The 18034-nt window shown below is 73.4% G+C and carries 16 protein-coding genes and 1 tRNA gene; 9 read left to right on the top strand and 8 right to left on the bottom strand.

Annotated features, from left to right (window positions below):
• Window positions 1–29 precede the first annotated feature (29 nt).
• The gene (locus tag ACFY3I_RS01520) at window positions 30–1358 is read left to right on the top strand and encodes an SDR family NAD(P)-dependent oxidoreductase (RefSeq protein WP_390858837.1); all 1329 of its coding nucleotides are present in this window, start codon (window positions 30–32) and stop codon (window positions 1356–1358) included.
• Window positions 1355–2527: a ribonuclease inhibitor gene (locus ACFY3I_RS01515; protein ID WP_390858836.1), complete on the top strand. Its 1173-nt coding sequence runs from the start codon at window positions 1355–1357 to the stop codon at window positions 2525–2527. The genes ACFY3I_RS01520 and ACFY3I_RS01515 overlap by 4 nt, the downstream gene beginning before the upstream one ends.
• A 3-nt stretch (window positions 2528–2530) precedes the next feature.
• On the opposite strand, the gene ACFY3I_RS01510 is transcribed toward ACFY3I_RS01515, so the two are convergent.
• Together ACFY3I_RS01510 and ACFY3I_RS01505 are read right to left on the bottom strand one after the other, a co-directional pair.
• A complete protein-coding gene (locus tag ACFY3I_RS01510; RefSeq protein WP_390858835.1) occupies window positions 2531–4345 on the bottom strand; it encodes an AAA family ATPase in 1815 nt (604 codons plus the stop codon).
• Entirely contained in the window at window positions 4346–5749 is a 1404-nt protein-coding gene (locus tag ACFY3I_RS01505; RefSeq protein WP_390858834.1) for a hypothetical protein, read from the bottom strand.
• 90 nt (window positions 5750–5839) lie between these two features.
• Here ACFY3I_RS01505 and ACFY3I_RS01500 point away from each other — a divergent pair.
• Window positions 5840–5915, top strand: a tRNA-Trp gene (locus tag ACFY3I_RS01500).
• Between the two features lie 46 nt (window positions 5916–5961).
• Here the strand turns inward: ACFY3I_RS01500 and ACFY3I_RS01495 are convergent.
• The 5 genes from ACFY3I_RS01495 to ACFY3I_RS01475 form a co-directional block, all read right to left on the bottom strand.
• Complete coding sequence (locus ACFY3I_RS01495; protein ID WP_390858833.1) at window positions 5962–6807, bottom strand: hypothetical protein; 846 nt, start codon at window positions 6805–6807, stop codon at window positions 5962–5964.
• 67 nt (window positions 6808–6874) lie between these two features.
• Complete coding sequence (locus ACFY3I_RS01490; protein ID WP_365294158.1) at window positions 6875–7849, bottom strand: acyl-ACP desaturase; 975 nt, start codon at window positions 7847–7849, stop codon at window positions 6875–6877.
• A 227-nt stretch (window positions 7850–8076) separates the two neighbouring features.
• Window positions 8077–8853 (bottom strand): dimethylargininase, encoded by a 777-nt coding sequence (gene ddaH, locus ACFY3I_RS01485; protein WP_390858832.1) that lies wholly within the window; start codon window positions 8851–8853, stop codon window positions 8077–8079.
• A gap of 98 nt (window positions 8854–8951) precedes the next feature.
• Entirely contained in the window at window positions 8952–10589 is a 1638-nt protein-coding gene (locus ACFY3I_RS01480; protein ID WP_390858831.1) for an ABC-F family ATP-binding cassette domain-containing protein, read from the bottom strand.
• 282 nt (window positions 10590–10871) lie between these two features.
• Window positions 10872–11288 carry an SsgA family sporulation/cell division regulator gene (locus ACFY3I_RS01475; protein WP_390858830.1) on the bottom strand — a complete coding sequence of 139 codons (417 nt, stop codon included), beginning with the start codon at window positions 11286–11288 and terminating at the stop codon, window positions 10872–10874.
• Window positions 11289–11562: 274 nt separating this feature from the next.
• On the opposite strand from ACFY3I_RS01475, the gene ACFY3I_RS01470 reads away from it, so the two are divergent.
• The 4 genes from ACFY3I_RS01470 (at window position 11563) to mmpA (ending at window position 14016) form a co-directional block, all read left to right on the top strand.
• Window positions 11563–12594 carry a WD40/YVTN/BNR-like repeat-containing protein gene (locus ACFY3I_RS01470; protein WP_390859407.1) on the top strand — a complete coding sequence of 344 codons (1032 nt, stop codon included), beginning with the start codon at window positions 11563–11565 and terminating at the stop codon, window positions 12592–12594.
• A 61-nt stretch (window positions 12595–12655) separates the two neighbouring features.
• On the top strand, window positions 12656–12988 hold the full coding sequence (locus ACFY3I_RS01465) for a plasmid stabilization protein (RefSeq protein ID WP_390858829.1): 333 nt from the start codon (window positions 12656–12658) through the stop codon (window positions 12986–12988).
• A gap of 119 nt (window positions 12989–13107) precedes the next feature.
• The gene (locus ACFY3I_RS01460; RefSeq protein ID WP_390858828.1) at window positions 13108–13797 is read left to right on the top strand and encodes an endonuclease V; all 690 of its coding nucleotides are present in this window, start codon (window positions 13108–13110) and stop codon (window positions 13795–13797) included.
• Window positions 13798–13872: 75 nt separating this feature from the next.
• Window positions 13873–14016 (top strand): morphogenic membrane protein MmpA, encoded by a 144-nt coding sequence (gene mmpA / locus ACFY3I_RS01455; RefSeq protein ID WP_390858827.1) that lies wholly within the window; start codon window positions 13873–13875, stop codon window positions 14014–14016.
• 51 nt (window positions 14017–14067) lie between these two features.
• Here the strand turns inward: mmpA and ACFY3I_RS01450 are convergent, their stop codons facing one another.
• Entirely contained in the window at window positions 14068–15246 is a 1179-nt protein-coding gene (locus ACFY3I_RS01450; RefSeq protein WP_390858826.1) for a saccharopine dehydrogenase family protein, read from the bottom strand.
• 178 nt (window positions 15247–15424) lie between these two features.
• On the opposite strand from ACFY3I_RS01450, the gene ACFY3I_RS01445 reads away from it, so the two are divergent.
• Window positions 15425–16630: a CaiB/BaiF CoA transferase family protein gene (locus tag ACFY3I_RS01445; protein ID WP_390858825.1), complete on the top strand. Its 1206-nt coding sequence runs from the start codon at window positions 15425–15427 to the stop codon at window positions 16628–16630.
• Between the two features lie 188 nt (window positions 16631–16818).
• Entirely contained in the window at window positions 16819–18033 is a 1215-nt protein-coding gene (locus tag ACFY3I_RS01440; RefSeq protein WP_365294143.1) for an acetyl-CoA C-acetyltransferase, read from the top strand.
• The last annotated feature ends 1 nt before the right edge of the window (window position 18034 follow it).

Raw genomic sequence — 18034 nt, 5'->3', positions numbered from 1 at the left:
GACAGGGCGGACACGGGGCGGCGGGACGGATGAACGAGGCGATCTCCGAGGCGGAACTGGCCGCCTTCCACGACGTGGTGGGGAAGCTGCGGGCGCTGCCCGTCGACGACCCGGTGCGACTGAACGCCGAGCAGGTCGCCGCCTCCTTCGCCCGCGACGGACGGCTGCGCCGCCGCAAGGCCCGCTCCACCGCGGTGTCGTCGGCGGACGCCGAGGCGATGACCGCGACCGCGACCGGCGCCCTGGACCGCCGCGAGGACGCACCGCTGGCCGTGCCCGGCACCGGAGGCGTCTTCCACAAGCCGCGCACCTGCTACGTCTGCAAGTCGCCCTACCGGCAGGTCGACGGCTTCTACCACCGGCTCTGCCCCGACTGCGCCGCCGACAACACCGCCCGCCGCGCCCTGAGCACCGACCTGGGCGGCCGCCGGGTGCTGCTCACCGGCGGCCGGGTGAAGATCGGCTTCCAGCTGGCCCTGATGATGCTGCGCGACGGCGCCGAGGTCCAGGTCACCTCGCGCTTCCCGCACGACACCGTACGCCGCTTCGAGGCCGCCCCCGGCAGCGCCGCCTGGCTCCACCGGCTGACCGTGCTCGCCGTCGACCTGCGTGACCCGCGCCAGGTGCTCGGCCTGTGCGAGGAACTTCGGCAGGACGCCGAGCCGCTGGACATCCTCGTCAACAACGCGGCCCAGACCGTGCGCCGGCCTCCCGAGGCCTACGCGCTGCTGGCCTCCGGGGAGCGGGCCGCGCTGCCCCCGGGCGCCCGGCCCGCCCCCGGCTTCACTCCGCTGCGCAGGGCCGCGGACGCGGCCGCGGCCCTGCCCGCCGCGCTGCGGGAGGCCGACGAGGCCGGGCTGCTGCCCGACCCCTCGCCGGAGAACTCCTGGTCCGCCCGGCTCGGCGGCCTCGACCCCGCCGAGGTCCTGGAGACCCAGCTGGTCAACGCGGTCGCCCCGGCGCTGCTCTGCGACCGGCTGCTGCCGCTGCTGCTGGCCTCGCCGCACCCGCGCCGGTACGTGGTCAACGTGACCGCGGTCGAGGGCCGGTTCGCCGTCCGCAACAAGATGGCCGGACATCCCCACACCAACATGGCCAAGGCGGCCCTCAACATGCTCACCCGCACCAGCGCCGCCGAACTCGCCGACCGGGGCGTCCACATGTGCGCCGTCGACACCGGCTGGATCACCGACGAGAACCCGGCGCCCAAGAAGGCCCGGATGGCGGGCGCGGGCTTCCGCACCCCCCTCGACGTCGTCGACGGCGCCGCCCGCGTCTACGACCCGATCGTGCGCGGCGAGGCAGGCGACCCGGTGTCCGGGGTGTTCCTGAAGGACTACCGGGAGGCCGCGTGGTGAGCGAGGAGCGGACGTTCGCCGGGGTGCCGCGGGTGGTGCCGCGCCCGGCCGCCGAACTCGCCCCGCTGCTCGACTGGCTGCGCGCCGGGCGCCCGGCGGGGGAGCGGCTGGACTTCACGGCCGGCACCGCGCTGCCGGACGGCCGCCTCGACCTGTGCAAGCAGGGCGTCGGCGCGGCCGGCGCCGCCCTGATCGCCGAGGCGCTGGGCGCCGGCCCCACTCCGGTCCGGCACCTGCTGCTCGGCACGGACGCGCTCGGCGACGAGGGCGCCGCCGCGGTGGCCGGGTCCGGCGGCGAGGTCGAGACGCTCTACCTCGGCTGCAACGGCATCACCGCAGGCGGCGCCTGCCGGATCGCCGACCAGCTGCGTGCCTCGCCCCAGGTCGTCACCGGCGTCTGGCTGAAGCGGAACCCGCTGGGCGCCGACGGCGGGCGGGCCGCCGCCGAACTCATCGAGTCCGCCCGCTCGCTGCGCACCCTCGACCTCGTCCAGACCGGGCTCGACCCGGCCGGTACGGCCGTGCTGGCGGACGCCCTGCTGGTGGCGGCCGACGGCGGACGCCGGATCGAACGGCTCTTCGTCGGCGGCAACCCGCTGGGCGAGGACGGCGCGCGGGCGCTGTCCGCCGTCGTCGCGGGCGGCGGGGTCGGCGAACTGTACGTGTCCGCCGCCCGGCTGGGCGACGCCGGTGCGCTGCTGCTGGCCGACGCCCTGGACCGGGCCCCCTACGGGCGCCTGTCCCGGCTCTCCGCCGCCAGCAACGGCATCGGCCCGGCGGCCGCCGCCCGTCTGGTGACGGCGGCGGCCTCGGCCGGGGTCACCCTGCTCGACCTCGGACGGGTCCGCGCGGCCGCCGTGCTCGCGGCCCCCGACAACCGGCTGGACCTGGCCGCCGCCGACACCATCGGGCACGCCCTGGCCGGCGCCCGACACCGCCTCGCCCATCTCGTGCTGACCCACACCGGCATGCGCAGCCGCGAGGCCCACCGCCTCCTCGACCACGCGGCCCGGGCCGGCACGGCCACCCGATACCGCCTCGGGGCCGGCATCGCCGCCAGCGTCAAACGCAGGCTGAACGACCTCAGCGCCCAGGTCCCGGCCCCCGCGGTGCCGGCCGACGTGGCCGCCGTACGCAGCGTGCACCGGACGGCACCGCCGCAGGGCTGACCCTCAGCTCCCGCGCATCTCCATGAACACCCGCATCCAGTAACGCTGGTGCTGCTCGGACGCCCCCACCAGGTACGTCGCGCGCAGCTTCGCCGGGAGCAGGACCGCCAGGCGGGTCACCACCGCCCGGTGCCTCTTGAGCTGGGACAGCTCCGCGTTGGCGAGGATCTGGTGCACGACGTCGCTGTCGTCACCGCCCTCCACGGAATGGGCGGCGGCGCGGCGCAGCCGGACCTCCCAGGCCCCGACGTCCCGGGCCAGTTCGCGCAGACCGGTGACCGGGCGGCCCCTGAAGCGGTCCACCAGGGCCGTCAACGAGACCGGCGCGAACTCGCCGTCGCCGAGGTAGACCATGCCCATCTCCAGCGGCAGGCCGTGCCGGTGCAGCTTGATCAGCCGCTCCAGCGTCCGCTTGGTGATCCAGGCCCGGCCCTCCTCGTCGATGTCGTGCTTCCACCACTCCAGGACCGTCTCCGCGTCCTGGCCGTACCGGGCGAGCAGCCACTCGTTCGCCGGGATGTCCTCGGGCTCGACCAGCAGCGAGGCGGTGAAACGGGTCGCCTGGGCGATGTTGTTCCTCGACACCAGCAGCTTGCGGCCCAGGTGGTAGGGCGGATTCTGCAGGGCTATCTGCGCGCGCAGGTTCTCGATCCGGCGTCCCGCCAGCGACCACTCCTGGGTGACCTCCATCAGTTTGGCGAACGCGGCCTTGTCCTTGGGCCGGTTGTACTCGTCCCAGACGATCGCCTTGGGGTCCGGACCCGTGAACGGCGCGGCCAGCAGGTTGTCCAGGGTGCCGTCCGGGGACGGGACCGGCGCGCACAGGTCCTCGACGTTCGTCACCGGCAGCGAGAAGTACAGGGCGTCCCGCCCCAGCCCCTCGCGCACGGTCTCCCGCACCAGTTCCGTCTTGCCGCAGCCCGGCGGCCCCTGGAGCAGCACCGTCCAGCGGTTGCGCAGCGCCGCCCGCACCACCTGCCGTACCGGGTCGGCGATGGTGGCCGGGTTGGCCACGCCCACGCCCGCCGCGATCCGGTCCAGGATCTCGGCGGTGCGGTTCTGCCCGGGACGGCCGTCCGGGCCGGGCTCGGCCAGCCGCAGCCGCTCGCCGTCGACCAGCGGCAGGCCCCAGCGCAGCGGGAAGCCCTCGCGCGCGTTGGCCAGCACGTGGTCCAGGGTGCGCGGCGACAGCAGTTCGCGCAGCGCGGGGGAGAGCGACGCCCACAGGGAGAACACCGGGCGCAGGTCCCACGGCCGGTACACGGCGGCGAGGTGCCGTCGCCACGAGGTGTCGTTCGCGGTGATCCGCAGCGTCACCATGCGGTCGAGGAGCGCCAGGTCACCCCGGCGGGCCGAGGTCTCCGACAGCGACTCGTTGTCGGTGAGGAACACGCCGACGCAGCCCAGGGCGCGCAGATCGTGCTCGCCCAGCGACCAGTTGCAGGCGACCTGCATCAGCTGTGACTGGATCGTGTCGCCCGCCTGCAGCGAGTCGTCGATGAGCAGCACGAACGGCCGGCCGGGCCTGAGCCGGCTCATCACCAGCTGGCGCAGCACCAGTTCGCCCGTGTGCGGGTCGCGGACGGGCGCGTTCACCAGCAGGTCGTCCGGGGTCAGATTGGCCGCCGGGACGTACACCAGCGTGGTGTCCGGGCGGGTGCGGGCCAGGTGCGAGAAGAACGTCGCCGTCTTGCCGATGCCATGCTCGCCGAAGATCTGACCGGTCTGCCGCATGTCGATCATCGCGTCGATGAACGACTCCAGCCGGGACGGCTCGGTCGCCGGTCGCTGGTCCGTGGTCGTCGTCCGTGTGCTCATCTACCGTGATCCCGTAGTGACGCGATGGCAGTCCATCGCGGGTGTGTGCCGCTCGGGCCAGTCGTCGCCGCCCTCGGTGATCAGCCAGATCCACTTCTCCGGCTCGGCCGGGGTGACCGGCGGCGCGTATCCGTCGGTCAGGACGACGACCGCGTCGGGGGTCACCTCGCAGCGTCGGCCCGCCACTTCGGTACGGCCCTCCACGTAGTCGGCCACCGCCTGGAAGCTGGTGCCGCCACCGCCGTACACGCGCTCGCCCGGTGCGAACGGCATCACCACGGCGTCGAAGGACAGCCAGTGCGCCGTCACGCCGTCGATCCGGCCGACGAGCCGGGTGAGCCAGTCGATCACCCGGCCGGGCATCGAGCCCGAGGTGTCGTAGGCGATGACCAGCACCTTCTCGCGGACCGGGCCGCGCCGGGCCAGCACCGGGTCCTGGCCGAGGGCGGCGAGCAGGGCGCCCCGTTTCTTCGGGTACACCAGCCGCTCGCCGTCGCGCAGCCGGGAGCCGAGGACGTCGACCAGCCAGCGCTGCCACCAGTCGACGGTGCCGGTGCGGCCGGTCTCGCCGCGCAGCATGCCCGCGCCCAGGTTCCCCCAGAGCTTCGCGGCCCGCGCCGAACCCTCCTGCGTGCGGTCCATGAGGTCGAGAAGTTCGCGCTCGGCGCCCGCGTGGCCGCGCCGGGCCGCCAGCAGCGAGTTGAGCAGCGCGGACGAGGTCACCGCGTCGACGGTCTCCTGGTCGGCGGGGATCAGACCGGTGACCAGGTGCGGGCACAGCGGCGGCGGCACCGGCGGGTCGCACATGCGCTTCAGTTCGCCGTAGATCCGCATGTCGGTCTCGGCGAACCGCTCGTACGCCAGCGGTTCCAGGCCGTGGGCCGTCAGGTCCGCCCGGTAGGCGTCGTACACCGTACGCGGATCGACCCCGGTCGGACGGCCGTCCAGCAGCGGCAGTTCGTCGCGGCCCAGGCGGACCAGCGCCACATGGTTGACGGAGACCTCGGCGGCGAGCGTGAACACCGGGTCCTCGCGCAGTTCCGGGTCGGCCAGCAGGTGGCGGTGCACCAGGTGCCGGGCCTCGTGGAACAGCACGAACTTGACGCCGTCCAGGCCGAGTCCGACGAAGAAGTCCGGGTTGTAGAGCAGCAGGCAGCTGCCGTCGCCCGAGGCGACCACGGCCGCCGTGTCGATCGCCGTCGTCGGGATCTGGTGCGCGCACTTCGAGTACAGCCACGACGCCACCGCCGACTCCGTCAGCCCGAAGTCCAGCAGCGCGGCCTCCTTCAGGCGCCGTGCCCGCGCGACCGTCTCCGGATCGGCCGGGCGGTAGGCCTCGAGCGCCCTGCGGTCGGTCAGATCGATCACCTGCGGGCGTGGCCGCCCCCGCTCTCCGTACCCCATGTGCAGTCCCCCGCCGCGCGGTTCCCCCGATCCTCCATTGGTACCAGCGGCCACTGACATCGGGCCAGGGCATTACGATCGGCCGCAAGGGCGGGGCCGTAGCGCAGAGGCAGGCGCACCGGTCTCCAGAACCAGAACACGCCGGTTCGAATCCGGCCGCCCCGCCCCCTCCTTCCCCGTGACCGACCGGTACGCCGCCACCCGGTGCCGGCCTAGGCGATGGCCCCGGCGGTCATGACCAGTTCCGCGGTGGTGCCGTGGAAGGTCCCGAGCAGCTGGGCCAGTACCGCCCAGGCCTCCTCGTGGCCGCCCAGGTGGTCCCGGACGAGCGGGCGCAGCCCGTCCTCGGCCTCGGCGATCCGGTTCGGGAAGATCACGTGTCCGCGGGAGAGCACCTTGAGCGCGTCCCGGGCGGGACCATGGTCCAACGCGTACTCGGCGGGACTGGTCGTGACACCGGCCTGCCGGACCCGGAAGGCGAACTTGCGGTGCGTCCCGAACTGGGCGCGCAGCGAGGGCGGGCAGTCCGGGCGGACCGCCAGGGTCCATCTGACGTAGCCGGGAAGCGAGTTCTCGCGGTCCGCCGCCGCGATCGTCCGCCAGTGCTCGTGCCGGTAGACCATGGAGGCCGACTGCCGCGCGGCCGCCATGGTGGTCGAGTCGCGCAGGGCCGCGACGAGGCCGAGGCGGGCGACCCGCCCGGGCACCGGCGGCCGTTCGTAGTCGTCGCGCAGGACCGGGTCGACCTCCACCGGGAGCACCCGGCCCGGACCGAACGGCACGCCCTCCAGAATGGCCCTGCGCAGCGCCGTGTCCCGCTCCGTGAGGAGTCGCCAGAGGACGGCGTTGAGTTCGGTGTCGTCCTCCTGGAGCATCCACAGCACCACCGCCGACGGCAGCCTCGGCAGTTCCCACGGAACGCGGCGCCGGGCCTCCCGCAGGTCCTCCGGTGCCGGCCGGGGCAGCCCGACACGCGCGCGTACCCGGTCGGCGTCCGCGGGGTCGATCAGGTCCAGCAGGAAGCCGACCGCCCGGCCGGCGGTGATGTCATCAGGCATGCGCGCATGATGCCGCAGGCCACCGACAGGGCGCACCGGGAAATCGGTGCGCCCCGCCGTCAGGGGTTCACGCCCCGGCGCGGGCCGCCATCCGGGCCTTGCGCGCGGCCAGCTTCTCGTCGAACTTCATGGCCTCCGCGTCCAGACCGCCCATGAACAGGCCGAGTTCCTCCTGGGCCCGCAGGCCCTCCGGGCCGAGCCCGTCGATGTCCAGGACCCTCAGGTGGCGCAGCACCGGCTGGATCACGTCGTCGTGGTGGATGCGCAGGTTGTAGACCTCGCCGATCGCCATCTGGGCGGCGGCCCGTTCGAAGCCGGGGATGCCGTGGCCGGGCATCCGGAACTCGACCACCACGTCCCGCACGGCCTGCATGGTCAGGTCGGGAGCCAGCTCGAAGGCCGCCTTGAGCAGGTTGCGGTAGAAGACCATGTGCAGGTTCTCGTCGGTGGCGATCCGGGCCAGCATGCGGTCGCAGACCGGGTCGCCGGACTGGTGGCCGGTGTTGCGGTGCGAGATACGGGTCGCGAGCTCCTGGAAGGCGACGTAGGCGACCGAGTGCAGCATCGAGTGGCGGTTGTCCGACTCGAAGCCCTCGCTCATGTGCGACATCCGGAACGCCTCCAGCTTGTCCGGGTCGACCGCGCGGGAGGCGAGCAGGTAGTCCCGCATCACGATGCCGTGCCGGCCCTCCTCGGCGGTCCAGCGGTGCACCCAGGTGCCCCAGGCGCCGTCGCGGCCGAACAGCGAGGCGATCTCGTGGTGGTAGCTGGGCAGGTTGTCCTCGGTGAGGAGGTTCACCACCAGGGCGATCCGGCCGATCTCGGTGACCTTGGACTGCTCCTTGCCCCAGGCCTCGCCGTCCTCGAAGAAGCCGGGGAAGTTCCGGGCGTCGGACCACGGCACGTACTCGTGCGGCATCCAGTCCTTGGCGACCTTCAGATGGCGGTTCAGCTCCTTCTCGACCACTTCCTCCAAGGCGTACAGCAGCCGCGCGTCGGTCCAGGCGGACGAGCTGCCGAGGGAGGGAGAAGTGATCGTCACGAGAACTCCAGGGGGACGCCGAACAAGAGCGGATGAACGGGAGAGGACCGGCGAGCGGTGCCGGAAACCTACGTGATCGTAGGCTACGAATCCGTAGGTTACGAAGCCGTAGGTTAAGTGCGCTGTAAAGACCGCTGATCAGGTGCCGTGCACAGGCGAATCGGGACATGCCAAGCAGCCCCGGGACCCGCAGGTCCCAGGGCCGGGGGAGTGAGGCGATCACCCGGTCAGACGTACAACTCCCTTAGCCGCACCGAGAGGCACGTCACACAGCCTTCGAGCTTCTCGAACTCGGAGATGTCCACCGTGACCACGTCGTGGCCCAGATCGGTGAGCAGTTCCGCCGTCTTCGGGGCGCTCGCCGACATCAGCACCTTGCCGCTGCCCAGCAGCACCACATGGGCTCCGGCCTCCTCGGGCACCGCCAGGAAGCCGGGGAACAGCGAGGGCCGGTCCACGTGCGGGATGTGCCCCAGAACCGTTCCGTCGGGCAGCGCGGTCACCGCCGACTTCAGGTGCAGCACCTTGCTCACCGGCACCGCGACGACCCGCGCGCCCAGCGGCTCGAACACCGCCCGCAACTGCTGCACGCCGGCCGCGTTGGTCCGCCCGCCGCGGCCGACGTAGAGGGTGTCGCCGACCTTGAGGACGTCGCCGCCCTCCAACGTGCCCGGCTCCCAGATCCAGTTCACCGAGCAGCCGAGGCGGGCGACCGCCTCCTCGACCCCGGCGGTCTCCGCGCGGCGCGACTCGGCGCCGGGCCGGGTGATCAGCGCGACGTTCCTGTACATGACGACGGTGTCCTCGACGAAGACCGAGTCGGGGCAGTCGTCCTCCGGGTCGACCTCGACGGTCTCCCAGCCGTGCGCGCGCAACGTCTCGGTGTACGCGTCCCATTGGTCCTGGGCGAGCTCGACGTCGACCTTCTCCCGCTCGATGTGCGTCACCAGGCCTTCGGCGAGGCGCGGGCCGGGGCGGCGGACGAGGGCCTTCTTGCTGGGCACGACGGGTCTCCGGGGTCGACGGGTGGGTCCGGCGCCCGTTGCGCGGGCGCCGGACCGCCATCATGCAGCGCGGTCCGGTGTGGACAAAACCCTCGTTGTCAGGCTGTGCCCCTCCTGAGACTCGCCACCTCCTGCGGTGTGGTGCCGGTCAGCTCCCCGTCCGCCATCAGCAGCCACCGGGTGATCCCGATCGACTCCAGGAAGGGGAGGTCGTGACTGGCCACGACCAGGGCGCCCTGGTAGGACTCCAGGGCCGTGGTGAGCTGCCGCACGCTCGCCATGTCGAGGTTGTTCGTCGGCTCGTCCAGCATCAGCAGCTGCGGGGCCGGCTCGGCCAGCAGCAGCGCCGCGAGCGCGGCCCGGAAGCGTTCGCCGCCGGAGAGCGTGGCGGCCCGCTGGTCCGCGCGGGCGCCCCGGAACAGGAAGCGGGCCAGCCGGGCCCGGATCCGGTTGTTGGTGGCGCCCGGCGCGAACCGGGCCACGTTCTCGGCCACGGTCAGCTCCCCGTCGAGCACGTCCAGGCGCTGCGGCAGAAAGCGCAGCGGCACGTGCGCGCGCGCCTCGCCCGCCACCGGCGCCAGCTCCCCGGCGATCGTGCGCAGCAGCGTCGTCTTGCCCGCGCCGTTCCGTCCGACCAGCGCGATCCGCTCCGGACCGCGCAGGTCGAGGATCCCCTTCACCCGCGAGCCGTGCGCGAGTTCCAGGTTCTCCAGGGTCAGCACGTCGCGGCCCGGCGGTACCGCCGTGTACGGCAGTTCGACGCGGATCTCGTCGTCGTCCCGTACCGCCTCCACGGCTTCGTCCAGACGCTCCTTCGCCTCGCTGAGCCGCTCCTCGTGCATGATGCGGTGCTTGCCCGCGGACTCCTGGGCGGCCCGCCGGCGCGCCCCCATGACGATCTTCGGCTCGCGTTTCTGCTCGTACATCTTCTGCCCGTACCGCTTGCGGCGGGCCAGTTTGACCTGGGCGTCGGACAGTTCGCGCTTCTGTTTGCGGACGTCGGCCTCGGCGACCCGCACCATGCGCTCGGCGGCCTCCTGCTCGACGGCCAGCGCCTCCTCGTACGCCGAGAAGTTGCCGCCGTACCAGGTGACCTCCCCGGCCCGCAGGTCCGCGATCTGGTCGACCAGGTCGAGGAGTTCACGGTCGTGACTGACCACGATCAGCAGGCCGGGCCAGGACGCGACGGCCGCGTACAGCCGCCTGCGGGCGTACAGGTCGAGGTTGTTGGTGGGTTCGTCGAGCAGCAGGACGTCGGGGCGCTCCAGGAGCAGTGCGGCCAGCCGCAGCAGCACCGACTCGCCGCCGGAGACCTCCCCGACGGTCCGGTCGAGCCCGATGTGGCCGAGCCCGAGCTCGCCGAGGGTGACCAGGGCGCGTTCCTCGACGTCCCAGTCGTCGCCCAGCGCCTCGAACTGCGCCTCGGACGCGTCGCCGGCCTCGATGGCGTGCAGCGCGGCCCGGCGGCCGGCGATGCCGAGCGCCTCCTCGACGCTCAGCGCGGTGTCCAGCGTGACGTTCTGCGGGAGGTAACCGACCTCGCCGGCCACCTTCACGGTGCCGTCGGACGGGGTGAGCTCACCGGCGATGAGTCTGAGCAGGGTGGACTTCCCCGATCCGTTGACGCCGACGAGACCGGTACGGCCGGGGCCTACGGCGACGTCCAGGCCGTCGAGGACGGGCGAGCCGTCGGGCCAGGAGAAGGAGAGGGACGTGACGGTGACGGAAGCAGACATGGGCGCCTCGCGGTTGCTTGCGGTGTCGGGGACGGACGCGTGTCGAGACACCGCGGAACAGCAGCCGGGCGGCCAGGGGGAGATGCCTGTGCCGAGGGAAGGCTCGCACGCCGAGGTCGAACGCCACGGACACACCTCACGGGTGTGACGCGGTGTCTCGAATCACTCAGACGAGCAACGTCCTTCTCCAATCGACGGCAGCAGAAGCGTCACCCAAGGTAGGAGACCCCCACCGGGGTGTCAACGCGATTTACGGCGCCTCCCCCCGCAGGTGGGGACGGGTCAGCAGGTGTCCCGCATCAGCTCGGCCAGGCCGTGGTCCAGATCCAGCCGGAGGTGTTCCAGGTCGGCCGGCACCAGGTCACCGGTCGCCTCCAGGAACCGCCTGATCTCACCCGTGAGCACATGGATGACGGCGGTGCCCTCGGGGGCGTGGAACTCCAGCACCGTGCGGTCGTAGCCGTAGGGCCGCACCCGGACGTCCCCGCTGCCCTCGGGGGCTTCCAGGCCGGCCGCGAGCAGGTCGCGGGAGAACGTCCAGCAGACGTCGACGCCCTCCAGGGTGGCCGGGGCCGGGAAGGTCATGCGGACCGCGAAGGGATCCTCGCTGTCGTAGCACAGGCTGGCGGGGATGCTCGGCATCCGCGGCGACGCGGCGACCAGGCGGGCCTCTACGGGCTGCTCGATGACAGTGGACAAGGCCTTGCTCCCTAGCGGCGACTGGACGAATTTCCCGGGCGTATAAGACCTGGCACTGGGAGAGACGACGGAACCGCCCGATCCGTGCACGCGGAACGCCAGTGACCTCTGTCACCGGGCTCATTCACACCCGGGGCTTACCCGGCCCGGGCCGGCCGGGCCCTCTGGACGGCACCGGTCCGGTGGGCTAACTTCCCGCGCCATGAGGCGCTCGGGGAGTACGCGACGGTCAGGACGGACGGGACGCAGGAGCCGGACGGTGACGGTGGGGGTGGTGTGCGCGGCCGCGCTGGCCGCCCTGACGGCGGGGTCCGCGCACGCCGCGGCACCCGCACCGCGCTGGGCGGTCAAGGACACCGGCACACCCGACGTGCGGTTCCGCGGCCTGGCCGCCGTCGACCGCCACACCGCGTGGCTGGCCGGCACGGGCGGCACCGTGCTGCGCACCACCGACTCGGGGACCACCTGGCGGAACGTCTCCCCGCCGGGCGCGGCCGACCTGCAGTTCCGGGACGTCGAGGCGTTCGACGCGCGCCACGCGGTGGTACTGGCCATCGGCGAGGGCGAGGCGTCCCGCGTCTACCGCACCGACGACGGCGGGGCGACCTGGACCGAGTCGTTCCGCAACGCCGACCCGGCCGCCTTCTACGACTGCATGACCTTCTTCGACCACCGCCACGGCCTCGCCATGAGCGACCCGGTGAACGGGAAGTTCCGCATCCTGGCCACCGGCGACGGCGGCCGCTCCTGGCGGGTGCTGCCCGACGCCCGGATGCCGGCCGCCCTGGACGGGGAGGCGGGCTTCGCCGCCAGTGGCCAGTGCCTGGTCGCCTCCGGACCGAAGGACGTCTGGCTGGCCACCGGCGGCGCTGCGCACGCGCGCGTGCTGCACTCCGCCGACCGCGGCCTGACCTGGACCGCCACCGACACGCCCGTCCCGGCCGGCGACCCGGCCCGGGGCGTCTTCGCCCTCGCCTTCCGCGACCGCACCCACGGCCTCGCGGTGGGCGGCGACTACCGCCCCGACCAGCCCTCCCCGCGGGCCGCCGCCGTCACCCGGGACGGCGGCCGCACCTGGCAGACCGCGACGACCCCGCCGCCCGCCTACCGCTCCGGCGCCGCCTGGCTCCCGCACAGCCGCACCACCGCGCTCTCCGTCGGCCCCACCGGCACCGACCTGACCACCGACGGCGGCCGCACCTGGCGCACCGTCGACACCGGTTCCTACGACACCGTCGACTGCACCCCGGACCTGAGCTGCTGGGCCGCGGGTGAGCAGGGACGGGTGGCACGTCTGGAGCGCTGACACGCGGGTACCCGGCGGCGGCACCCACCGAGGGACGCGAAGGGACGCGGAGGGAGTGACCATGCCACGCGGATCCAGCCCCAAACGGGAACGCCAGTACGAGCACATCAGGGAGAGCGAGCTCGACCGGGGCCAGAGCGAGGAGCGCGCCGAGGAGATCGCGGCGCGCACCGTCAACAAGGAACGCGCCCGCGCCGGCGAGTCCGAGTCGGCCGGTCGAACGTCCCTCCGGGACATGTCCTCCGGCAGGCGCGGCGGCAGGCGCTCGCACAGCGGCGCGGCGGGCCCGACCTACGACCAGCTCTACGAAGAGGCGAAGCGGCGCGGCATCAAGGGCCGCTCGGACATGGACAAGGCGCAGCTGCGGCGCGCTCTGGACGACAGGAAGAGCTGACCCGCCCGTCCCGTGCCCCACCGGGCGGGCCGTGCGGGCGGCCGTGCCTCGGGTCCACCGGCCTCCGCCGGGACCCGTGGCCGCACGCGCGCGTGGCGGGCCGTACGCTCGTGCCCACCATGACGACCGTACGCGTACCCGCCGGCTGGCCCGCGACCGAGGAAGCGGCGCTGGCCGTGCAGGACGAGCTGCGCGGACGGGTGGTCCTCGGCGAGCCGGGACCCCCGCCCGGCACGGGCCATGTCACCGGAGTCGACGTGGCCTACGACGACGGGCGGGACCTGGTCGCGGCGGCGGCCGTCGTGCTGGACGCGGCGACCCTGGAACCCGTGGCCGAGGCGACCGCCGTCGGACGGGTCTCCTTCCCCTACGTGCCGGGACTGCTCGCCTTCCGCGAGATTCCCACCGTACGGGCGGCCCTGGAGGCCCTGCCGTGCCCGCCGGGCCTGGTGGTCTGCGACGGCTACGGCCTCGCCCACCCGCGCCGCTTCGGCCTCGCCAGCCACCTCGGCGTCCTCACCGGCCTGCCCACCGTCGGCGTCGCCAAGAACCCCTTCACCTTCGCGTACGACGACCCGGGCGCGGCGCGCGGCAGCCACGCCCCGCTCCTCGCCGGTTCCGAGGAGGTCGGGCGGGCGCTGCGCACCCGGGACGGCGTCAAGCCGGTGTTCGTCTCCGTCGGCCACCGGGTGAGCCTGGACAACGCCTGCGCCCACACGCTGGCGCTCACCCCGCGCTACCGCCTGCCGGAGACCACCCGCCGCGCGGACGCGCTGTGCCGCAGGGCACTGCGCCAGGCCCTGGGCTGAGTACCCGTACCGAGTACCGGTCCTGAGTATCCGTACGGATGCGGACGCCCCGGGCCCGGCGGCAGGCTGGCCCGCATGACCACACACCGTGCGCCCAAGCCCCCGGCCGACCCCGCCCAGCCCGTCGAGCGCGCCGTCAACGCGGTGCTCGTCCTGGCCGTGGTGGCGGGGTTCGCCTGGATCGTCGGGATGTTCTGCACGGTTGTGGCCTGGTCCTGAGCCGGTGCCGCGACCGGAAAGGTCCACCGGCTCGCCTCTCCGGGCACAGCGCTAGCGGACGGCTGCCACCCGGAAGCCGATTCCGGCCGCGCGCAGCCGCTCGATCAGCGCGTCGCCCATCGCCTGTGCCGTGGTGACCTGGCCGGCCGTCGCCGGCAGGTCGTCGAAGGCGAGGGAGAGCGCGGCCTCGGCGAACATCTTCGCCGTCTCGCCGTAGCCGGGATCGCCGCCCGAGACCTCCGTGAAGACCCGCCGCCCGCCGCCCTCGCCGACGAACCGGACCCGGAACCAGCTCCGCGCCCGCTTCTCCTCGTCGGGCCCCTCCCCGGGCCTGAGCCGGTCCGACAGCCAGCGCCGGGCGGGGGCCAGCTGGGCGGCCGCGGCCACCGCGCCCACCGCCGCGACCCCGCCGAGCGCCATCGGAAGGTGCCGGACGGCCGCGTAGTGCCGGTAGCGGAAGTCGGGGCCGTAGCGGTCCAGCGCCTTGGCCGAACGGCGCACGATCTGCGCGTCGATGGTGGGCAGCGGCAGCGCCCAGGCGTCGATCTCCCCGGCGAACCGGGGCGGGCCGGCGGGCGCGGTCGCCCGCCGGTTCAGCAGCCGGGGCTCGTACCGGGCACGGTCCCGCGCGGCGGCGATCATCTGCCGAGGGCGGGCGAACTGGTCGAGGACCGAGGCGAAGGTGCCGCCGGAGAAGGTCGCGTCGGCGGTCACGAAGCCGTCCACGGTCAGCGGTACGCCCTCGGGCAGCTGGCGGACGGTGAAGTAGGCGCCCAGGTCGTGCGGGACGGAGTCGAAGCCGCACGCGTGCACCAGCCGGGCCCCGGTCTCCCGCGCGCGTGCGTCGTGCCGCACGTAGGTCAGGTCGACGAACTCGGGCTCCCCGCACAGGTCCAGGTAGTCCGCGCCGGTGTCCGCGCAGGCCTCGACCAGGTCCTGGCCGTAACGGCCGTAGGGGCCGACCGTCGTGGCCACCACGCGCGCCTGCTCGGCGAGGGCGCGGACGGTGGCGGGCTCGGCCGCGTCGGCGCGCAGCAGCCCGACCTCCGTGCCGGCCGGCAGCCGCTTGCGCAGCGACTCCAGCCTGCGCTCGTCCCGGGCCGCTATCGCCCAGCGAAGCCCCTGGGGCGCGTGGGTGGCGAGGTAGTCGGCGGTGAGTTCGCCGACGAAGCCGGTGGCTCCGAAGAGCACGATGTCGTAGGGACGGTCCGTCGTCTTCAGCCTGCTCATGACACCTCTCGGTCGCGCAACCCGTGCCGTTGTCGGTGGCTGAGGCTAGCGTGAGGAGTGCTGACACATCCCCACCGGGTAGTGTGACTAAGCGCTTGCTCTTCCGCCCTTGTGCCGGGTGGAACGTGTTCCTAGCATCATCGGTGTGACATCGGATGTGTCAATGACTGGGGGCGGCATGATCATGGCAGGGACGCCAGGACACGGCCCGCTCTCCGGCGTGCGCGTGGTCGAGCTGGCCGGCATCGGCCCGGGCCCGTTCGCCGCCATGCTCCTGGCCGACCTGGGCGCCGACGTGGTCCGCGTCGACCGGCCCGGCGGCCCGGGACTCGCGATCGACCCGGCGTACGACGTCACCAACCGCAACAAGCGCTCGGTGCTCGTCGACCTCAAGGCCCCGGACGGACCCGCCCGCGTCCTCGACCTGGCCGAGCGCGCCGACATCCTCATCGAGGGCAACCGCCCCGGCGTCGCCGAACGGCTGGGTGTCGGTCCCGCCGACTGCCACGCCCGCAACCCCCGCCTGGTCTACGGCCGGATGACCGGCTGGGGCCAGGAGGGACCGCTGGCCCACCGCGCGGGCCACGACATCGCCTACATCGCCGTCACCGGCGCCCTCGGCATGATCGGCCGCCCCGACGAGCCCCCGGCCGTCCCCGCCAACCTGCTCGGCGACTACGCGGGCGGCTCCCTGTACCTCGTCGTCGGAGTGCTGGCCGCGCTGCACCACGCGCGTGCGACCGGCGCGGGCCAGGTCGTGGACGCCGCCATCGTGGACGGCACCGCGCACCTCGCCGCGATGATCCACGGCATGGTGGCCGCCGGCGGCTGGCAGGACCGGCGCGCCGCCAACCTCCTGGACGGCGGCTGCCCCTACTACGGCACCTACGAGACCGCCGACGGCGGCCACATGGCGGTCGGTGCCCTGGAGCCGCAGTTCTACGCCGAGTTCCTGCGGCTGCTCGGCGGCCTGGACGACCTGGCCGACGCCCGCAAGGACTGGACCCGCTGGGGCGAGCTGCGCGAGCGGGTCGCAGCCCGCTTCAAGGCCCGCACCCGCGAGGAGTGGACGGCCGTCTTCGAGGGTTCCGACGCGTGCGTGGCCCCAGTGCTCTCCCTGGGCGAGGCCCCGCACCACCCCCACCTCGTGGCCCGCGGCACCTTCACCGACCACGGCGGCATCACCCAGCCGGCCCCCGCCCCCCGTTTCTCCGCCACCCCCACGGCCGTACGCACCGCCCCCGCCCGGCCGGGCGCGGACACCGTCGAGGTGGCCCGCGACTGGGCCGTCCCCGCCCTGCTCGACGACGGCGCGGTGCCCGCCGCTCCGGACGACGACGCCGCGATCCCCACCCTCCCGGACGACGACAAGGACACCGTCTGATGGAGCTCCCGACCTTCGGCCGCGTCCGCGAGCGCGTCGCCGCCTGCCGCGAGGCGGGCGTGACCACGCCGGACGTGACCCCGCCGGCCCCGACCCCACCCGCCTGGTCGAGACAGTGAAGAACCGGCTCCGAACCGCGAAGAACCGGCTCTGCCCCCAGCCCCCAACCCTCGTTGAAAGGCCTGTCAGTGAGCACCGAAGCGTACGTGTACGACGCGATCCGCACCCCGCGCGGCCGCGGCAAGGCGAACGGCGCCTTGCACGGCACCAAGCCCGTCGACCTGGTCGTCGGTCTCATCCACGAGATCCAGAGCCGTTTCCCGGGCCTCGACCCGGCCGCGATCGACGACATCGTGCTCGGCGTGGTCGGCCCGGTCGGCGACCAGGGCTCGGACATCGCGCGGATCGCCGCGATCGCCGCCGGACTGCCCGACACCGTCGCCGGCGTGCAGGAGAACCGCTTCTGCGCCTCAGGCCTGGAAGCCGTGAACATGGCCGCCGCCAAGGTCCGTTCCGGCTTCGAGGACCTCGTCCTCGCGGGCGGCGTGGAGTCCATGTCGCGGGTGCCGATGGCCTCCGACGGCGGCGCCTGGTTCAACGACCCGATGACCAACCTGGCCACCAACTTCGTGCCGCAGGGCATCGGCGCCGACCTCATCGCCACCATCGAGGGGTTCTCCCGGCGGGACGTCGACGAGTACGCGGCGCTCTCCCAGGAGCGCGCGGCGGCGGCCGTGAAGGAGGGCCGCTTCGACCGGTCCGTGGTCCCCGTGACCGACCGCGCGGGCCTGGTCGTCCTCGACCACGACGAGCACCTGCGCCCGGGCACCACCGCCGACTCCCTGGCCAAGCTCAAGCCCTCCTTCGCCGACATCGGCGAGCTCGGCGGATTCGACGCCGTCGCGCTGCAGAAGTACCACTGGGTCGAGAAGATCGACCACGTCCACCACGCGGGCAACTCCTCCGGCATCGTCGACGGCGCCTCCCTGGTCGCCATCGGCTCGAAGGAGATCGGTGAACGCTACGGCCTCACCCCGCGCGCCCGGATCATCGCGGCCGCCGTCTCCGGCTCGGAGCCGACCATCATGCTGACCGGCCCCGCCCCCGCCACCCGCAAGGCGCTCGCCAAGGCCGGGCTGACCATCGACGACATCGACCTGGTCGAGATCAACGAGGCGTTCGCGGCGGTCGTGCTGCGCTTCGTCAAGGACATGGGCCTGTCCATGGACAAGGTCAACGTCAACGGCGGCGCCATCGCGCTCGGCCACCCGCTCGGCGCCACCGGCGCGATGATCCTCGGCTCCCTCGTCGACGAGCTGGAGCGCCAGGACAAGCGCTACGGCCTCGCCACCCTGTGCGTGGGCGGCGGCATGGGCATCGCCACCATCGTCGAGCGCGTCTGAA

Source organism: Streptomyces sp. NPDC001068, from assembly GCF_042897315.1.
Taxonomy (GTDB): Bacteria; Actinomycetota; Actinomycetes; order Streptomycetales; family Streptomycetaceae; genus Streptomyces.
Note: the sequence above shows the minus strand (reverse complement) of the source record. Positions and strands in the feature narration are given on the sequence as shown.